Origin of the sequence: Paenibacillus sp. 1001270B_150601_E10, assembly GCF_015558675.1 — a bacterium.
Taxonomy (GTDB): domain Bacteria; phylum Bacillota; class Bacilli; order Paenibacillales; family Paenibacillaceae; genus Paenibacillus_B.
The window spans coordinates 695,818-713,751 of record NZ_JADMOL010000001.1; the positions used below are offsets into that span (position 1 = coordinate 695,818).

The following is a 17,934-nucleotide window of genomic DNA, read 5'->3' on the forward strand; positions in this document are numbered from 1 at the left end:
CAATTTCAAATCTTTAATGATAAGCCCCCATAATAACACTCCAGTGAGTGGAGGTTATCAACTCGTCTCTTCTTTGCATGTCTCATTCAATAAATAGACAATCAAGATCGCTTCTGTGCCTCAATTTGCTCCGCCATCTCAGCCAGCTCGGCCCACCGCTCCATTAATGCGTTCAGCCTCTCCTCTGCGCTGGCCTGGTCCTTCATCAATTCCTGAAGTCTGGCAGAGTCGCTGAAGGCTGCTTCCATATCTGAGTTGATCCGCTCTATTGCCGCTTCAGCTTCTGCAATCATCCCTTCAATCTGTTCATACTCCCGTTCATCCTTGTAGGACATCTTAAGCTTCGGCTTTCGTTCCTGACGTGTTTGATGCTCACTAACTGCCTCTTGCTGAGGGCTCTTTACTTGAACGGTCTCACGGGAAGCCGCATCACTTCGCTTCGGGTTCTTTTCACTCCATTCCATATACTCGGAATAGTTGCCGACATGTACATGAATTTGTCCTTGCTCGAACGACCATATTCGTTCTGCGACGCGATCAAGGAAATAGCGATCATGGGATACCGCAATCACGATTCCCGGGAAATCATCAAGATATTGCTCGAGTATCGCTAGTGTCTCTACATCCAGATCATTCGTCGGCTCATCAAGCAGCAGAACGTTCGGCGCTGTCATCAGCATGCGAAGCAGCTGAAGTCTTCGTTTCTCTCCGCCAGACAGCTTCCCAATAAGCGTCCATTGCATGGATGGGTTGAACAAGAAGCGCTCCAGCATCTGCGCTGCAGTAATGTGCTGGCCGTCTCCTGTCTTAACCGTTTCAGCAGCCTCGCGAATGTACTCTATAACCCGCATGGACTCATCCATCTCTTCATGTTCCTGCGTGAAGTATCCAAGCTTTACCGTCGGACCTAGAACAACCTCTCCCCCGTCTGGCTTGCGTCTATCTGCTATCATCTGAAGCAGCGTCGATTTCCCGCTTCCGTTAGGACCGATAATGCCGATCCGATCGCCGGGCACCGCGATGTACTCGAAGCCTTGGAAGAGGACTCTTCCTTCTACTTCACCTTTAAGATCCGTAATCTCCATAATCTTGCGGCCAAGGCGTGTAGAAGCAGCACTCATCTCCATAGAGGAGTCCTTTGCAGTAGGCTCGTCCGCTACCAGCGCTTCATAGCGTTCGATTCTCGCCCTCTGCTTTGTGCTTCTTGCCTTGGCTCCACGCCGAATCCAGGCGAGCTCCTGACGAAGAATATTCTGTCTGGTCTGTTCGCTGGCAGCTTCCCTTGCTTCACGATCCGCCTTCAGCTCTAAGAAGCGTGTATAGTTTGCTTCATAGAAGAACGCTCTGCCATGATCGAGCTCCATCATCTTATTCGCTACGCGATCAAGGAAGTAGCGATCATGCGTGATCATGATGAGTGCGCCTGATCGCTTCTGAAGCAAAGCCTCCAGCCAGGCGACTGTTTCATTGTCAACATGGTTCGTAGGCTCATCCAGAAGCAGCACATCGGCTTGGTGAATGAGACCTGCAGCCAGAGCTACGCGCTTTCGCTGTCCGCCGGACAGCTCCGACACTTTACGCTGATAATGATGAATGCCTAGCTTTGATAGAATCGTCTTCGCTTCACTTTCCAACTGCCACGCCTGCAGTCGATCCATATCGTCGCTAGCTTTCACCAAACGGCGCTGCAACGCCTCATCCTCCGGCTTCTCTGCAATCTGCTCCAACAGCTCTGTGTACACTCTTACTGCAGTCATCTCAGGCGTGCGACCGCCAAGCACGGTTTCAAGCACCGTTGCCTGCTCCTCAAATTCCGGCTCCTGCGCGACATACTGGACGGTTACTTGATTCCCTTTTAGAATCTTCCCTTCTTCAATGGGCTCCAGGCCTGCAATCGTTTTGAGAAAGGTAGACTTTCCTGTTCCGTTAACGCCAACAATACCGAAGCGATCTCCCTTGGAAATGCCAAAGGAAACGTCCTTAAACAATGTTTTTTCACCATAGCTCTTCCCAAGCTGCTCTACGGTCATGATGTGCATGGCGTATTCCTCCTATTCATAAAGGCCTGCTAAGGTTAGCAGTGCTCGTACATTCTCTTATCTTCTAATCACGCGAGAAAACCTCTATCGGGACCATTCTAGCACAGGCCGCAGTTAGAGGTTGGAATAAGGACAAAAGAAGGGAGAACGACTTATGGTTCTCCCTCCTCATGCTGAAAATAATCGATGTTTATTCCGATGAGGCACAGGCTGGTTGCTGTGCTTCCTTGCAGCCATTCAGGAACAATTGGGTTGAGAAGCTTATTGTATTCTCCAAATCCTCTATACTGTAGGACTCGTCGAACAGCATATCCATCTTCATCGAGGTCAAGATCCCAACGAAGCCCTTTGCATAACTGTGTGCGTTCGGCAATTCAGCGGTACCCATGCATTCAGACACGATATCGATATAATTGGCCATAAAGTCCCGATAAATCTCTAGAATGACAGGATCGTTGTTCGGCTCCTTAAAGAAAAGCTTCGTATATTGTCTGCGTTCATAATAATAGTTCAAATAATGCTCGGCTATAAATTTGAGCTGAGCCTCAAGCGTAGTATTGCGCTTCACGCCGTAGCTGAGCTCAAGCAGGAATGAATCCAAGTCGCGCTTTGACATCGCGGCAAACAAATCTTCCTTGCTCGAAAAATATAAATACAATGTTCCCTTCGCAATACCCGCTAATTCTGCGATTTCTGACATTTTCGTCGCATAATAACCCTGGGAACCAAAGAGATCATACGCTGCATCAAGTATTAGTTCCAACTTATCGCCTTGGTAAGTGTTCACTCTTCTTCCCCCTTACAACAGCAGTGCATCGTGCTGTGCTCACAACCTTTTCTTTTCCGACTATATCATGTGAACCACAAATTGTCGATTTGAAACGTTATTTACCATATCCGCAAGCTAATGAATTGCCGCAGCACGCTGACTCAAACTGGAGCTGAGCTTTGTGATGATTATGATCCTAGAAAAAGAAGCAAGACCCCCGTTCCCCACGCCGCAAGGCCTCCAACCATCGAGCTGATCATATTTACAGCATCATTGTTCATCCAAGCAAAGCCTCTCTTCCTTACCGTAGGCTTGCCACAGTGCTGCCGCTTCTCCGTCCATGCTCCGCATGCCGTACATTGATACGACGCCTGTACAGTAGCACCAAGGAAAGAGTCCGTGAAGCAGCCTGCCACACCGCCAACCAAAGCCCCTATCCCTACAGCAAGCAGTAGCCACCACGTATATGGAAAGCGAAATGCAGCATCTTCAGCTGCGTATAAAAATAGCATCGCTGCAAGTCCAATTGTCATCGCTCCTGACACGGCTGCAGACGTACCTAAGGCAGAAACGGCGCCTGAGGTGCCTGCTGGCACAACCCTGCCTGACAATAGCGACCTTGGCGGCTGCTTGCTCAGACTGCCGATCTCAGTCGCCCAAGTGTCGGCATTCACCGTTGCCATCACGCCGACAAACAGGAACAGCCACGCCTCATGAGGATAAAAATAATGGATGACACAAAGCACCATGCCAAGGCCACCATTGGCCAGAACTTGATGGGCATCTCGCTGTCCGGTCTTCTCAAACACGTGATCAAATTGGCTCTTCGCCCGCTTCTTCCACTTCGTCCACATCGTCGAGGTGATAAAGAAAGTAAGCAGCAGGCCGAACCATAGCAAACTGCCAAGGCCATAATAGACCGTACCCATCACGACAGCCGCCAGCGCTCCGGATAACGTAAGTGATTTTTTCTTATAGGCAGCCCCAGCGACTAGCACACTTCCCGCAAAACCAATGAGCACGTCCATGCTACGATTCCTTTACGTTCCCCGCAAGGGATGCAATGAAGCACTCTCCTGCGAGCTGATCGTCCCACTTCAAGCGAAGACAGTCCCCAGCCTGAACAGGGCCAACCCCTGCTGGCGTCCCCGTGAATATAATGTCGCCTTCGTCCAGTCCATAATGAAGAGCTACATATTGAATGAGCGTATCCAGATTAAAGATCATGTCTTTCAGAGCCCCCTGCTGAACAAGCCGATCATTTACAAATAAAGAGAATGGCGTTTCATTGATGATATTGCAGCCCGGAAAAGGAACAAATGAAGTAATCGGGCCCGTGTGAAGCCTGCCTTTTGCAGGCAGCCATGGATGCCCCTTTTGCTTCAAGACATCTTGCACGTCACGCAGTGTAAAATCAATGCCCAGTGCAAACGCGTCGATCACTTGATCGGCCGTCATCCCAGGTTCGACCTTCTTTCCGATTCTCACCACAATCTCCAGTTCGTGATGAATGGACCCGCGCTCTAACGGTAGAGGGAGCGTTTTTGCTTCACCTATATGAGTAACGGCATGCGTAGGCTTCATAAAGACCATGGGTTCCTTTGGCACTGCATTGCCCAACTCTTCGGCGTGAAGCTTGTAGTTTCGACCAATGCAATATACGTTCTGAATCGGTCTAGACGTAAGGCGATCATGACTTGCAGCGTTCATCGTGTATTCCTCCAATAAGTGCCATTATGGTTGATAAGTTATGATTCCTTCTGATGAAATGCGTGTATGATAGGAGATGCTCTCCACTCGCTTAATCAGCGCTTGCCCCTTCGCTCCAGTTAACGGAACAGCTCGACCAAGCTCTGTATAATAAGGCTTCATCTGAAGCTCACAGGCGCCTGTTGCTGTGCATTCAGCTTGAAGCATCATGGTCTCCCAAGTCTTTGGCTCAGTCGCCCGTGTAAAAATAAAGTTTCCTAGGCTGTAAACGATCCACTTGTTCTTGTACTGCTCAAACCCCTGAAGCACATGTGGATGACCACCAATGATAAGATCGGCACCAGCATCTATATATGCTCTTGCAAGCTCTCTTTGGTAGGGGATGGGCTTATCTTGCCTTTCCACACCCCAATGCGCGATCACAATAACGAGATCGGACTGCTTCGCTGCTTGCTTGATCGCCTTAACTGCTTTGGTGGAGTCATAAGTTGCCGCAACGCCAGGCTTGTTCTTCCCTGCATACCAGCTTACCTCCGGGATCACTCGGCTAAAGCCTAACACAGCGATTCGGATGCCGTTTCTCGTAACGATGACCGGCTTATACGCTTGCTCCTCATTACGTCCTGCTCCTACATATGATACATTTGCCTTAGATAGATGCTCAAACGTATCGATCAACCCTTGCTGGCCTTGGTCAAGAATGTGATTGTTGGCCAGATTGACGATATCCATTCCAGCATCCTTAAGAGCTTTCGCCATTTTAGGGGAGGACTTATAGACGAATGTCTTATCTTGAGCTGGGGTTCCCCGACTTGTGATTGGAGTCTCCACATTGCTGATCGTCAGGTCATCGTTCATGAAACGGTCCTTCACGTACGTATAAGGATAATCATGCCCCTGCTTCGCAACGACATCAGCTACGCGGCCTGCGTGGATGAGATCGCCGACAAAGGTTAACGACACCTTCTTCTCCGTACCGGCAGTTGAGCTTCCCGGAGGCTTATAGGCTTCGCCCTTGCTCAATGTTTCTTTTACCTCAACAATCGGCACATCTTCTACAATCGTTTCAGCTTGAGTGTTCTCTGCAGCCTTGTCGATTGGAGCAGATGGGAGATCCCAAGCATCCAAGCGGAGTCCAATCAGAATCACGAGCCCAATAGCTGCCAGCAAGCTTGTATTTATCGTAAACCATAGCGTTAATCTTCGCCGTCTCTCTTTCCGCAGCTGCTTCGTTCGTTCCGATCGTGTAGAATCAGCCAATGCCTCTCTGCTCCTTTGCTCGGAATACAGACCTATTCACTTCTTAACCGAATAGTCGATCCGCAATAATTTTGGCTTCAACCAAATCCTTCGTCCCGTGAACAAGCATCCGACCATCTCCGAATAAGACGACTCGCTGCTTGTCGTTCACTTCGATCGAGACTAGGTAAGGGTTCTCCTGAACAATCAATCCGATCGCCCGCAGCCGGTCTGAAACATCAGGCAGCTTCACCTTGGTCACCTTGGCCGGCCTGATCTGAACAGAATCTCTCCCGCACAGCACCTCGGTCTTTCGGTGATGCTGGGCTTCAAGATAAGGATAGCTTGCCTTGTCTCCACAGGAAGGACAATCCGCACGTCTCGCTGAGCGTATATCCAATGACGTATACTGATTGTTCCATAGGTCAAAGGATACTAGACGATTCCGCAAGCTGTCCTCGCATCCTGAAAGCCACTTCAGCGCCTCTGCTGCCTGAAGCGATACTGTCATCTGGACAGCAGGTGAGATAATGCCAGACGTGTCGCATGTTGCACCGCCTATCGGGATCGTTTCCATCATGCAGCTTAAGCATGGCATGAGCCCGCGTTTGAAAAATACAGACATCCCATAGCTGCCGACACACGCCCCATAGATCCAAGGGATATCCATCTTCATCGCATAATCATTTATAAGAAGCCGCGTGTCAAAATTATCGGTGGCATCTAAAATAAGGTCTTGATCCCTCGCCCATTGATCAAGCTCATATACAGTAACATCAGCAACTATGCCCTGAACCTTTACATCACTGTTAATGCTTCGCAGTCTGGCTTCTGCCGCGACTGCCTTCGGCAATCTGTCTCTCGCGTCCTCTTCCGTATAGAGCTGCTGCCGCTGCAGATTGCTCCATTCAACGTAGTCGCGATCAATAATGGTTAACGAGCCGACACCTGCTCGAACCAGCATCTCTGCCAAACCAGAGCCAAGCGCGCCCGCGCCGATCACCAGCACCTTGCTGTCTCGAATGCGCTGCTGGCCTGAGCTGCCAATCGGTGCGAACCGCTCCTGGCGGGAATATCGGTCCGGCACAGGTGCATGATGTTTATCCATCGAGGTTCATCCTCTCTCTATATATGTGCAGCACAACACACTTATCCTTTTGCACGAACTTGTTCCTACATTTTACATGAAGCTAATCCAAAAGCCTACTCTAGATTCACCCTCTGAATCATAACCTAATACTATAATCCACCACAAGCAAACAGGAGGTCATGGCATGCAGCAGTGGCATGTGCTTATCGCCAGTCCCATTCGGCAAAAACCGGCCATCTTGGAGGCTTTTCTGAAGTCTCTTCGATCATTAAATACAGGATCATTACGCGTAAGCTATCTTTTCTATGATGATAATGAGGATGCTCTCTCCAAAAAGCTGATGTCCGTGTTTCAGACCGAGCAAGAGAATGTAGAGATTCGATCCTTTCCGGAATCAAAATTGCAATATGAGTGCAATGAAGTTACGCATTATTGGAAAGAAGAGCTAGTTTGGCGTGTGGCAGCCATGAAAAACGAATGCCTTAAGCACAGCTCCCAGCTTGGAGCAGATGCTGTATTTCTCATTGATTCCGATCTCCTCGTTCATCCGGACACACTTCAAAATCTGCTTGCTTCCGGCAAAACCATTATCGCAAATATATTCTGGACGACATGGGAGCCAGGCTCCATGGAGCTTCCACAGGTATGGATCCAAGATACGTATACACTCATTCCGCAAAAGAGGAACGAACCGCTGACTGAGGAAGAAGCAAAGCGAAGACTGTTTCAAGTCATAGCTCAGCTTCGTCAGCCTGGCATCTATGAGGTTGGGGGGCTTGGAGCATGCACCCTGATACGCAAAGAGGCCATTCTTGCAGGTGTCTCCTTCTCAGAAATTCCGAACCTGTCCTTTTGGGGAGAGGATCGTCACTTCTGTATTCGTGCTGCAGCACTAGGATTCTCCTTGTACGTCGATACAAGGCGCCCCGCTTATCATATCTACCGGGAATCTGACCTAGCAGGAGTTCCTGCTTATTTCACTGCCTGCGGCATTAAGGGAGGGGCATCATGAGTGGAAAAAAGCAAATCTTTGAGCAGCAGTCAAGCACTCGCAAGCTTCGCCCTCCCGCCTATCGATTAACGCTGACGATGATTGTACGCAATGAGGAAAAGCGTTACTTGGCAAACATGCTGGATCGAACGCTTCCCTTTATCGATTCGGCTGTCATCCTCGACGATGCAAGTACTGACCGAACAGTCGAGCTGTGTCGGGATAAGCTCGCAGAAATCCCGCACCGGATCATCTCTTATCCTGAATCAGGGTTTAAGCATGAGCATGAGCTTCGCAAGCAGCAATGGAATGAGTCAATCCAACATGGAGGCGCATGGATTCTGAATTTGGATGCAGATGAACTTATAGAGGCTTCGTTTGGAAATACTCTAGAGGATGTCCTGCGTCAGCAATTTATCGATCTGTTCTGCTTTCGATTATATGATATGTGGGATGAGCGTCATTACCGAGATGATGAGTATTGGTACGCGCATCGCATCTATCGCCCTTTCCTCGTGCGCTATCGCAAGCAATCGGCCTTTACATGGCCGCAAATGAACCAGCATTGTGGAAGATTTCCGATTGAGATCGAGAGTTTGCCCTTTGCACTGCATCCAGCCCGCATTCAGCATTATGGCTGGGCAAGCCTTCACGATCGTATTCAAAAGGTAGAGCGCTACTACAGGCTTGATCCTGAGGCGCGATATGGAGATCAAGGACAATATGACTCCATCCTAGAAGAACATCCTTCACTTAAGCCGTGGATGGAGTGACAGTAAAGCTTACCGGGCAAGACTCTCATAAAAAACCTGAGCTATAACCAAGCAGATGCCCTTGATCTATGCTACATTTTCCAACGGGGCTGAACTATTCGGACAGGTTTCATATAATCCAACATCCCGCCATGCGACTATAGCAATCGCTGGACGGGATGTTTATGTTTCCATTTTTGCAGTTGCAATCGTTTTTACAGTTGCAATCATCTTTTAGTATCTATCTTCATGGCCATTTCCATTGATCACGACTTATAGGATCAAACCGATTACCTAAGAAGCTTGTCTTCCATCACCTAAAGACCCTTACTTGAATGAACTTCGCCCAACTGGAATGACCTCTACAACGGTTCCTGCTGGCCGCCCCATATCAGACGGAGGAATCACAATCAAGCAATTAGCGTCACGCACCGTAATCGTTGCGTTAGAACTGTCCAGCCCAGCTTCACGAACCATAAGCGCGCCGTCCTCTCCGCCATACATCACGCCGCGCACAAGACGAACGACAGTATCCTGCGTAATATAATCTGCAGCAAGCTTGGCCTTCAGTCGTACTCGGTCAGGCGACTCGACGCCCTGCATGCGGAGCATCGCTGGGCGGACAAACATCTCGAAGCCGACGAAGCAGGAGCTGGGATTGCCGGATAGGGCAAATAACAACCTATCCTCATAGATGCCAACCGTTGTCGGCCCTCCTGGTCTCATCATCACCTTGTTGAAGAGTAGTTTTCCTTTCCACTCTTGTGTATAGGCATAAAGAATATCTCGATCCCCTACAGAAACTCCTCCTACGGTAATGACCGCATCGTACTCCTGCAGCGCGTCTTCCAATACCGACTTCAAAGCATCCACATCATCTGGAAGTGCTGGCAGCAGATGCGGTTCTCCCCCTGCTTCCCTTATAAGTCCGCTCAGCAGGTAGCTGTTGCTGTTGCGGATCTTGCCTGGCTCTAATGGAGCCTCGACAGGTAACAGCTCATGCCCCGTAGGGATAACCGCTATACGCGGAGCTGAGTACACATTCAAGTAAGCATGGCCAAACATCGCAAGGAGAGCCATGTCCCCTGGTTCAATCCGTGCTCCTTTTTGAATAAGTGGAGTTCCCTTCTTGATCTCGATTCCTTCATCATGAATGTGGCTGTTTGGCTTCACCGACTGCTTGATCAGCACCTCATCCTGAAGGCCATGCGCTCCTTCGTCTATATCAGATGTCTCTTCCAGCTTCACAACGGCATCTGCGCCGGCAGGCACCATAGCGCCTGTCATGATTCGGACAGCTTCGCCAGCCTGAAGCTCGCCGTCCCATACAGTACCGCAATCGACAATCGCAACGATACGAAGCCGTGCAGGCTGCTCATTCGACGCGTGAACCGTATCGGAAGATCTCACCGCATAGCCATCCATTACGGAACGACGGAAATGCGGAACAGACGCCCCCGCCACAATGTCTTGGGCGGATCTGCGAAGGTAGGCCTCCTCAATCGAGACCAGCTCAACCGATTCCCGCTTTACCTGTTCAATAATGAGCTGTTCTGCATCAAAGACCGCAATAGCTTGTCTTGCAAATCGATCCTGATAGGAAGATGATGATGGATCCATCCTCTTCACCTCCAATTCACGATATTCAACCTAAACAAACGATTATACGTACTAGAATTCGATGAATCCCATTGTATGAACATTATTGTACATCTTACACATTCTTTATTCTATATCGGAGTCACCATTGCTCTTCACGATGCTAACGATCCTTTTCCTAACATCAAACCTACTTGGAGATATCCACGTAACGATATTTCTACTCACCGGTTACCAAACAATGAAGAAGCAGACAGCCTAATCAGCCGTCTGCTTTTGGTGTATATTCACTTCTATTAGCTCGATAAGCGATTATTGAAGACTTCCTCTACGCCTTTTCTTTCAAGCACTGGAGAACCGCCTCTTCGCCTGCCGTTCTTCCGCTCTTGATGCAGTCAGGCAAACCGACACCATCATAGGCGGCACCCGCGATCATAACGCCTGGCAGCTCTGTCTTTAATGCTTCCCGGAAGGCTGCGATCGCCTCCACATGTCCGACAGGATACTGCGGCATCGAATGCTTAAGCCGCGTTACCTCCATGAAGCGAGGCTCGGCATGAATCTTCATCAGCTCTGCAAGCTCATTAAGAACGGTATGCTTCAGCGCTTCATCAGGCCAATCCACTCGCTCTTCATCATCTGCTCGACCGACATAGCAGCGAATGAGAACCGTATCCTGAGGGCTGGTATGCGTCCATTTGGTCGAGGTCCAGGTCATTGCTGTGATAGCTCTACCTTCATGTCTTGCAATGACAAAGCCCGTTCCATCGTCCCAAGCGCCTGTCATCTTGTCCTTGTCAAAGGCACTGACCACATTCGCAACAGAGACATAGCGAATATGATCAAGCGGTTCAACATTCAAGTAAGGCTTAAGAAGCGGAGCAGCAGCAAATGCTGGCGTCGTTACGATAAGATGCTTCGCTTGAATGAACGTGTCATTCGACAGCTCCAGTTCGTATCCACTCTCGCTGCTGCGCTTAATCTCCATCACCGAAACGCCTGTATGAATCGCAATATGAGGCTTTAAGATCTCTTCCAGCTTATCGACAAGCGATCCTAGTCCTTGACGGAAAGTTAAGAACATCGTTCCTTTTGCGACATCCGGAAGTCCTGGGACGGACTGGCCTTTTTGGCGGGTCGCCTGCATGCCCTTGATTAAGCTGCCATACTCCCGTTCAACCTCTGCAAATTGGGGAAACGTCGCCTTTAGACTCAACTTGTTCATATCTCCTGCATAAATGCCTGCAAGCAAAGGTTCAGAGATATTATGCATAACCTCTTCACCTAGTCTGCGATTTAAGAAATGACCAAGCGATTCGTCCTCAGTCGTCATCTTAGGCTTAATGACCATGTCGCGCATCGCTTGTAGCTTTCCTTTTGGCGAAACAAGCCCTGATTTCAAAAATGCCTTCGTATCCGTAGGAATCCCTAGCACAAGCCCTTGCGGCATGCGATGAAGCTTGCCATGGCAAAGAATATACGTTTTCTTTGCCTTCGGGTTAGTCGCAACCAGCTCGGACTCCATGCCAATGTCTTTTGCAAGCTCAATCATGGGCAGCTTTCTTGCGAGAAAGGAATCCGGTCCACGCTCGATCACACAGTCATCCCGATGCAGTGTATCAATCTTGCCGCCCAGTCTTTCCCCTTGTTCAACCAGCGCAATTCGAACTTCTTGACCGTTCTCTTTAGCCTTCGTCCACGCATAGTAAGCTGCTGACAATCCCGTTAGACCGCCGCCTACAATCACAATGTCATGCTGTTCACTCACGCTCACACGCCTTCTTTCTGTTGATTCAGTCCTTTACCACATCGATAACAGAATCCGCCAACGCCATCATATACAAAGGATCTTGATTCAAAGACCGCGTCCGCTTATACGAGAGGCCAAGTTCCTCCGCCTTCCCCGTTGCTTCGATATCAAGATCATAAAGCACCTCCAGATGATCGGAAACGAATCCGATCGGAACAGACAGCGCATAGCGCACGCCTTCATCCTTCAAGGTTTCCAGCGTGTCCAGAATATCAGGTCCTAACCATGGCGTCCCTGTTTGACCGGCACTTTGCCATGTGAATTGCCATTGTGAATCCGAGAGCTCCAAATCCTTCGCAATAGCTCTGGAGGTCTCTAGCAGCTGCTCCGGATATGGATCGTTCATTTCCAAAATGCGGGTTGGTAGACTATGCGCGCTGAACAAAACACGAATGTCCTCTCGTGCCGCTCCTTCTTGAACGAATGCATCCAGCTGCTCTTGAACACGCAGGGTTAGTGCCTCAATGAGGGCCGGATGAAGGTGATAGCTCTTAATGCCGGTGAAAGCGATCTGATGCTTTGCGGCTTCTTCTTCTGCACGCTTCAAATATCCGCCTACGCTCATAATGGAGTAATGAGGGGCAAGCACAAGGCCAATCGCTTCCTTGATTCCGTCCTTCGCCATTGCCTGAATGCCGTCCTCGATAAATGGCGAGGCATGCTTTAAGCCTTGATAGCACACATATCGAAGGTCTCTATTCTCCGTTATAGCATCAAGAGTGCTTTGCAGTGCCTCTACCTGCTTGTTCGTATTCTCTCTTAATGGAAATACACCGCCTACAATAGCTTCATAGCGGGAGCTAAGTTCTTCAAGCTGCTCCTCAGTTGGCGGATGGCCGCGGCGAATATGTGTGTAGTAGGCTTCAATACCATCCATGCTCTCCGGGGTCCCGTAAGACATGACGAGTACCCCAATCGTGCGCTTCGTCATCCTCATCCCTCCTTCTTCACCTGTGCGAGTGCCTGCTCTGAATACGCGTGCACAAAATCAGTCAGCTGTTTCAATTTGTCCAGTGAAGCCTCAGGGAATAAGCCGTGTCCTAGATTAAATATATACCCGTTTTTTGACATTGCTGAATCAAGGATATGCTTTGCTTCACGCTCTATAATAGACATCGGTCCTGTCAGAACATATGGATCCAAATTGCCTTGTACGGCAAACGCATCGCCAAGACGATGTCTTCCTTCCTCGATAGACACTCTCCAATCAAGTCCTACGACATCCGCCTTGATTGATCCTAGTGACGTAAGCAGCTCTCCTGAGCTAACACCCGGGAAGTAAATCTTCGGAACATCAAGATCACTCAAGGCATCAAAAATACGCTCGATCGTCGGAAGCACGTACGTTCTAAAGTCACGTGGTGACAAAGAGCCTACCCAGCTGTCAAAGATTTGGAAGGCTTCCCCTCCGTTTTGAATTTGTGCCCGTACATATTGAATAACCATATCGCCAAGCTTGTCCATCAATAGGAACCATAGTTCTGGCTCCTCATACATCATCGTCTTCGTGCGAATATAAGACTTGGATGGACGACCTTCAATCAAATAGCTTGCAATGGTAAAGGGTGCGCCTGCAAACGTAATCAGCGGGACATTCAGCTCGCGATTCAAGATCCGAATAGTCTCCAGGATGTGACCGAGATCTCCTTCAGGATCAACAGGCTTTAACTGCTCAATCTGCCTGCGTGTACGAATCGGGTCATGGATGACAGGACCAACTTGAGCCACAATATCAAAGTCAACCCCAATCGAAGCCACCGGATTCATAATGTCGGAATACAAAATAGCTGCATCGACACCGAGCTTATTCACAGGCATCATCGTCACTTCTGCCGCTAATTCTGGCTGCTGACAGATTTCTAGAAGCGAGTATTTCTCCTTAATCTTGCGATAATCTGGATCATATCTTCCCGCTTGGCGCATGTACCAGACCGGAATACGTTCTACCTGCTGCTTGCGACAAGCTCGTATAAATAGATCTTGCTTGCTCATCCATTCATCCCGCCTTAACGGTAAATTTGTATTAAGTATTTGTTAGGAATGCTTTTAACTTTTATTATGCTTGTTTTCACGCTTCTTCACAACCAAGCCTAACCGCATAGCTATGACAATCTTTTGACAAAACCAACTATTTTATGACATTTTACGGTCATTTTATTCTTGTTAATAAAATGTCCAACTCTGCACATATTAACGGATAATCATGGAGATTCAGGAGGATTACAGCATGACAGGCTACTATGGGGTAGAGATTAACTGGGTAGACGAGCTGCACAAGAAGTTTGCTCATTGTCAGGATCTGACTGTCGAACATATCGGCGGGCAAATGACGATCTTTTTTTTCCGGCATTTATTAGACTACCAACTCTTTCAGAGCTTGATCACTTCGTTTTTCCAAGATGCTGATGATGAAGCGGCTATTGAACGACTGCTGCAAGTTTGGAATCCGATTACAGGTCATAATCAACAGGATATCATCAGCAAATTTGTTGAAAAGGTCCTGCGGGGTGAAGTAGGCGGGGTTTGGAAAGGAAAGCTCTATACGATCGCGGTAGGCAACCCCGTTTCACGTGTCATTATGCCGTCTGACCGTGAATCTGTTATTACGGGACCGCATGATGCATTCACGGAGGACTGGGCAGTTAACATATCGCTTATCCGTCGACGGATCCAATCAAGCCATCTCAAAACAATCAAACATAATATTGGAAGCGAATATCCCATTGATATTTATATGCTGTATATCGATGGGACTGCGGAAAAAGGCGTAATCGATGAAGCCATTCGCCGGGTGGAAAAAATACAGGTAAGTCAAGCCCTAGACGGCAATGTTCTTGCGAAGCGCCTCGATGATTCTCCGTTCTCCGTATTTCCGCAGTGGCTGGGAACTGAGCGTCCGGACATTGCAGCCGATCAATTAAAGCAAGGGAAAGTAGCCATTATCACCAGCAATAGCCCTACGGCCATCATTGCACCTGCACATTTTTTGGATTTCTTTTCGGTTAGCGGAGATGCGTATGAGCGATGGCATTTCAGTGTATTTATCCGAATGCTGCGTATTTTTGTATTTGTAATATCTCTGTTGCTCAGCGCTTTTTACGTTGCGATTACGACCTATCATTATCAGTTTATCCCTTCGCCCCTCCTTCAAACGATGATTCAAGCGAGATATCGTGTTCCGTTTGATCCCATGATTGAAGCTTTTATGATTGAAGGTGTTGTGGAACTGCTTCGAGAGGCAGGCGCTCGACTTCCTTCTAAAATTGCTCAAACGATTGGTATTGTAGGGGGACTTGTCATTGGACAGGCGATTGTACAGGCAGGTCTTGTTAGTGATTTTCTCATTGTAGCAGTAGCGGCAAGCGCTTTGGCATCCTTTATCGTACCGAACTATACGATGGAGACGTCCATGCGATTGTTTCGCTTTTTGAACATCCTGCTGGCTGGATTTCTCGGATACTTTGGCATTTTCTTATTTGTCACGCTATTCATTACACATCTGTGTCATATTAGGACCTTATCGAAGGAATATCTTATGCTTTATCGATTCCCTCGATTTATCTTTTTGTCTGAGCAAAAACTGCCAAAGGTAAAACAAATGATTACAAAGGTACAAAACATTAGATTGAGGAGGTGATCTGCAATGAATCCTGGAATCAAAAACTTTGCTTTGTTCTGCATGATGTTCTTACTCGTAAGAGGAGTAACCTTTTTTACGCTGCCATCCTTGGTGACATCCATTTATGGGACGAACAGCTGGACGGTCATACCCATTTACATCATGATTATGGTGGGATTAATGTACATCCTTATCAAGGGTATAGAAAGACACGGAAACCAATCCATCTTCGATTTATTGGAGCACCGCTTTCCGTCTTACATCGCAAAGCCAATCTCGTTCATCATCATCGTGAATTTCCTGGGCATTTCAATCACCATTATCCATGAGTATGTATCCATGTTTCAATTTACGCTAGACTCTTCTGTCAATGTTTCTAATGCTGCATTTTTCCTCATACTCGCGGTTCTGATTGTCGCTGGCCATGGCTTATATACGATGTCAAAGGCCTCGATTCTTTTATTTATCGTTTCATTTTGGATCATCGGCATCGAGGTACTCTTGTTCAGTGATTTCTCATTCACACGGCTCTCTCCTTTTTTCTTTAAAGGGGGCAATTTCGAATGGCACGGTGCGCTGCGAATTGCCTATTCATTTTACGGTTTTGAATTGCTGTTGATTATATACCCACATCTTGGCAAGCAAACAAAAGTGTTTCGTGCTACCACATGGTCTTATGTCCTGCTGTGTATCTATTACACGATCTATACGATTCTATCTCAGGGTCTTGTCTCTTTCTTGCAGATTCCAAAGATCCGATTTATTACACTGAGGCTGTATGGAGCATCTCGATTTCCAACGGTTGAATACATTACCGACTTTATATTCTTTTTCTTTATTTTTTCAACCATTATTTCAAGCGCTGCCTATGTCTGGTCGGCAAATGAAGGCATTCTTAAAACCATAACTAAAAAGTTCCCTCTGGGCAATTATCTACTGATCGGTGTGTGTTATACCATTCTGGTATCTTTGAATCTTTCCATTGATGATTGGATGGGGCTTTCTTTTTTTGTAGGACTGGTTGAAACATTCATTATTGTGTTTTGCATTCTTTTAATATGGATTCTGCCTAAAGCGAAAAACGGTCAAAACAGCCATAATCCAGAGCAGCGGAGCTCATCTTGGAAGGCAAATGAACAAGAAGCTTCATCTAAGGAGGTACAATAAAGATGAAACGAAGGCTTCAGTGGGCTGTTGTTCTTCTGTCATTCAGCTTGATCTTGAGTTCCTGCCAGATGAAGCGAATTATCAATGATAATGGCTTTATCCAAACGATTACAGTGGACAAGACCGATCAACCCGACATCTATCGTTTCGGCATCATGTTTCCAGATCCCGAAAAAGGAAGCACCAAAAACCGTATTTCCTTACTATATGAAAGCGAGAATTTGCCCATTGCTCTTTCCCATTTTCAGTTTAAGACGCGTTATTCCCTAGTGGTCGGACAGCTTCGCAACGTAATTATAAGTAGAGAATTGGCAGAGGAAGTCGGTTTGAATAAATTGATACAAGCGCTTCTCTATCATCCGAAATTTCCATTGACTACTCGTATAATGATTCACGATGGAAAAGCAAGTGAGTATTTGAAGCTAAGTGAAGACTTAACGGATTATCATTTGGCCAACCTAATACTCAAGCTACAAGACGAGTATCGAACAGGCACAAACACACTGTTTAATTTTGTTCGAAATGAACTGGAGCCTGGAATTGATCCCATTCTACTGCAATCCACCATTAATGAAGGAAGTGCAAACATTAATGGTGTTCGATTATTTAAGAAGGACAAAAGCGTCGGAAGATTAGAAGAGCACGAGTTCCCCTATATCCTTATGTTTCGCAATCCAAAAGTCACGGTTTCCTTGGATATTCCAAAAGAATACCTGCCAACCGATCAGAACTTTATCGTTGATAACGCCATTGTAAAAAGACACATTCGCGTACAGCGCGTTAAGCCGATCCCAAAGGTCGACATCCATTTCACCATCTTCGGCCCTCTCGTATCACCCATCAACGAGCTTACCGCGAATTCCAACAACATTACAGAAGCGATGATTGAGAAGGCCATCGAACAGGATTTGAACCATGTTGTGGACAAACTTCAATCCCTACAAGCGGATTCCATTGGAATCGGAACCTTCGTTCGCAATAAAATGAGCTTTGAAGAATGGGATGAAGAGGAATGGAGAGAGATGTTTCAAAAGGCTGACATTCGCTGCCATGTTCGCTTCACGTTAGAAAATAAGCTGTAAATTGTGGTATCATAGGATGTAGCTGTTAACATCGGACGGACGGTGACCATAGAAAGCGGTGAGTGGA

15 protein-coding genes are annotated in these 17,934 nt (G+C 47.5%); 5 read left to right on the forward strand and 10 right to left on the reverse strand.

The annotated features are described in order from the left end of the window. Nucleotides 1–101: 101 nt before the first annotated feature. The 6 genes from I2H74_RS03305 to I2H74_RS03330 all read right to left on the reverse strand — a co-directional run bounded on the left by I2H74_RS03305 (nt 102) and on the right by I2H74_RS03330 (nt 6,844). A complete protein-coding gene (locus I2H74_RS03305; RefSeq protein WP_195571611.1) occupies nt 102–2,039 on the reverse strand; it encodes an ABC-F family ATP-binding cassette domain-containing protein in 1,938 nt (645 codons plus the stop codon). A 190-nt stretch (nt 2,040–2,229) separates the two neighbouring features. Continuing rightward, entirely contained in the window at nt 2,230–2,826 is a 597-nt protein-coding gene (locus tag I2H74_RS03310; RefSeq protein ID WP_195571612.1) for a TetR/AcrR family transcriptional regulator, read from the reverse strand. Nucleotides 2,827–2,996: 170 nt separating this feature from the next. Beyond that, nucleotides 2,997–3,836 (reverse strand): DUF92 domain-containing protein, encoded by an 840-nt coding sequence (locus I2H74_RS03315; RefSeq protein ID WP_195571614.1) that lies wholly within the window; start codon nt 3,834–3,836, stop codon nt 2,997–2,999. Between the two features lies 1 nt (nt 3,837). After that, on the reverse strand, nt 3,838–4,518 hold the full coding sequence (locus I2H74_RS03320) for a fumarylacetoacetate hydrolase family protein (RefSeq protein WP_195571616.1): 681 nt from the start codon (nt 4,516–4,518) through the stop codon (nt 3,838–3,840). A 24-nt stretch (nt 4,519–4,542) separates the two neighbouring features. Next, on the reverse strand, nt 4,543–5,778 hold the full coding sequence (locus tag I2H74_RS03325) for a CapA family protein (RefSeq protein WP_229106308.1): 1,236 nt from the start codon (nt 5,776–5,778) through the stop codon (nt 4,543–4,545). Between the two features lie 43 nt (nt 5,779–5,821). Beyond that, entirely contained in the window at nt 5,822–6,844 is a 1,023-nt protein-coding gene (locus tag I2H74_RS03330) for a ThiF family adenylyltransferase (protein WP_195572121.1), read from the reverse strand. A gap of 187 nt (nt 6,845–7,031) precedes the next feature. Here I2H74_RS03330 and I2H74_RS03335 point away from each other — a divergent pair, with 187 nt between their 5' ends. Continuing rightward, nucleotides 7,032–7,859 carry a hypothetical protein gene (locus I2H74_RS03335; protein WP_195571617.1) on the forward strand — a complete coding sequence of 276 codons (828 nt, stop codon included), beginning with the start codon at nt 7,032–7,034 and terminating at the stop codon, nt 7,857–7,859. Then, nucleotides 7,856–8,611 carry a glycosyltransferase family 2 protein gene (locus I2H74_RS03340; protein WP_195571619.1) on the forward strand — a complete coding sequence of 252 codons (756 nt, stop codon included), beginning with the start codon at nt 7,856–7,858 and terminating at the stop codon, nt 8,609–8,611. The genes I2H74_RS03335 and I2H74_RS03340 overlap by 4 nt, the downstream gene beginning before the upstream one ends. A gap of 306 nt (nt 8,612–8,917) precedes the next feature. On the opposite strand, the gene glp is transcribed toward I2H74_RS03340, so the two are convergent. The 4 genes from glp to hemE all read right to left on the reverse strand — a co-directional run bounded on the left by glp (nt 8,918) and on the right by hemE (nt 13,991). After that, a complete protein-coding gene (gene glp / locus I2H74_RS03345; RefSeq protein WP_195571620.1) occupies nt 8,918–10,210 on the reverse strand; it encodes a gephyrin-like molybdotransferase Glp in 1,293 nt (430 codons plus the stop codon). A gap of 307 nt (nt 10,211–10,517) precedes the next feature. After that, complete coding sequence (gene hemG / locus I2H74_RS03350; RefSeq protein ID WP_195571622.1) at nt 10,518–11,957, reverse strand: protoporphyrinogen oxidase; 1,440 nt, start codon at nt 11,955–11,957, stop codon at nt 10,518–10,520. A 25-nt stretch (nt 11,958–11,982) separates the two neighbouring features. Beyond that, nucleotides 11,983–12,930, reverse strand: a complete 948-nt coding sequence (hemH, locus tag I2H74_RS03355; protein ID WP_195571623.1) for a ferrochelatase — start codon at nt 12,928–12,930, stop codon at nt 11,983–11,985. A 2-nt stretch (nt 12,931–12,932) separates the two neighbouring features. Then, a complete protein-coding gene (gene hemE / locus I2H74_RS03360; RefSeq protein WP_195571625.1) occupies nt 12,933–13,991 on the reverse strand; it encodes a uroporphyrinogen decarboxylase in 1,059 nt (352 codons plus the stop codon). A 235-nt stretch (nt 13,992–14,226) separates the two neighbouring features. On the opposite strand from hemE, the gene I2H74_RS03365 reads away from it, so the two are divergent. Genes I2H74_RS03365 through I2H74_RS03375 form a run of 3 tightly spaced genes read left to right on the forward strand, consistent with a single transcriptional unit; the run spans nt 14,227 to nt 17,867 of the window. After that, on the forward strand, nt 14,227–15,636 hold the full coding sequence (locus I2H74_RS03365; RefSeq protein ID WP_195571627.1) for a spore germination protein: 1,410 nt from the start codon (nt 14,227–14,229) through the stop codon (nt 15,634–15,636). 6 nt (nt 15,637–15,642) lie between these two features. After that, nucleotides 15,643–16,785 (forward strand): GerAB/ArcD/ProY family transporter, encoded by a 1,143-nt coding sequence (locus I2H74_RS03370; protein WP_195571628.1) that lies wholly within the window; start codon nt 15,643–15,645, stop codon nt 16,783–16,785. Between the two features lie 2 nt (nt 16,786–16,787). After that, nucleotides 16,788–17,867 (forward strand): Ger(x)C family spore germination C-terminal domain-containing protein, encoded by a 1,080-nt coding sequence (locus I2H74_RS03375; protein WP_195571630.1) that lies wholly within the window; start codon nt 16,788–16,790, stop codon nt 17,865–17,867. Nucleotides 17,868–17,934: the final 67 nt, after the last annotated feature.

Bases quoted from the DNA above. Each gene is read 5' to 3' on its own strand.
- I2H74_RS03305 (WP_195571611.1), bottom strand. From the start codon at position 2,039: ATGCACATCATGACCGTAGAGCAGCTTGGGAAGAGCTATGGTGAAAAA.
- I2H74_RS03315 (WP_195571614.1), bottom strand. From the start codon at position 3,836: ATGGACGTGCTCATTGGTTTTGCGGGAAGTGTGCTAGTCGCTGGGGCT.
- I2H74_RS03320 (WP_195571616.1), bottom strand. From the start codon at position 4,518: ATGAACGCTGCAAGTCATGATCGCCTTACGTCTAGACCGATTCAGAAC.
- I2H74_RS03335 (WP_195571617.1), top strand. From the start codon at position 7,032: ATGCAGCAGTGGCATGTGCTTATCGCCAGTCCCATTCGGCAAAAACCG.
- I2H74_RS03340 (WP_195571619.1), top strand. From the start codon at position 7,856: ATGAGTGGAAAAAAGCAAATCTTTGAGCAGCAGTCAAGCACTCGCAAG.
- glp (WP_195571620.1), bottom strand. From the start codon at position 10,210: ATGGATCCATCATCATCTTCCTATCAGGATCGATTTGCAAGACAAGCT.
- hemH (WP_195571623.1), bottom strand. From the start codon at position 12,930: ATGACGAAGCGCACGATTGGGGTACTCGTCATGTCTTACGGGACCCCG.
- hemE (WP_195571625.1), bottom strand. From the start codon at position 13,991: ATGAGCAAGCAAGATCTATTTATACGAGCTTGTCGCAAGCAGCAGGTA.
- I2H74_RS03365 (WP_195571627.1), top strand. From the start codon at position 14,227: ATGACAGGCTACTATGGGGTAGAGATTAACTGGGTAGACGAGCTGCAC.
- I2H74_RS03370 (WP_195571628.1), top strand. From the start codon at position 15,643: ATGAATCCTGGAATCAAAAACTTTGCTTTGTTCTGCATGATGTTCTTA.
- I2H74_RS03375 (WP_195571630.1), top strand. From the start codon at position 16,788: ATGAAACGAAGGCTTCAGTGGGCTGTTGTTCTTCTGTCATTCAGCTTG.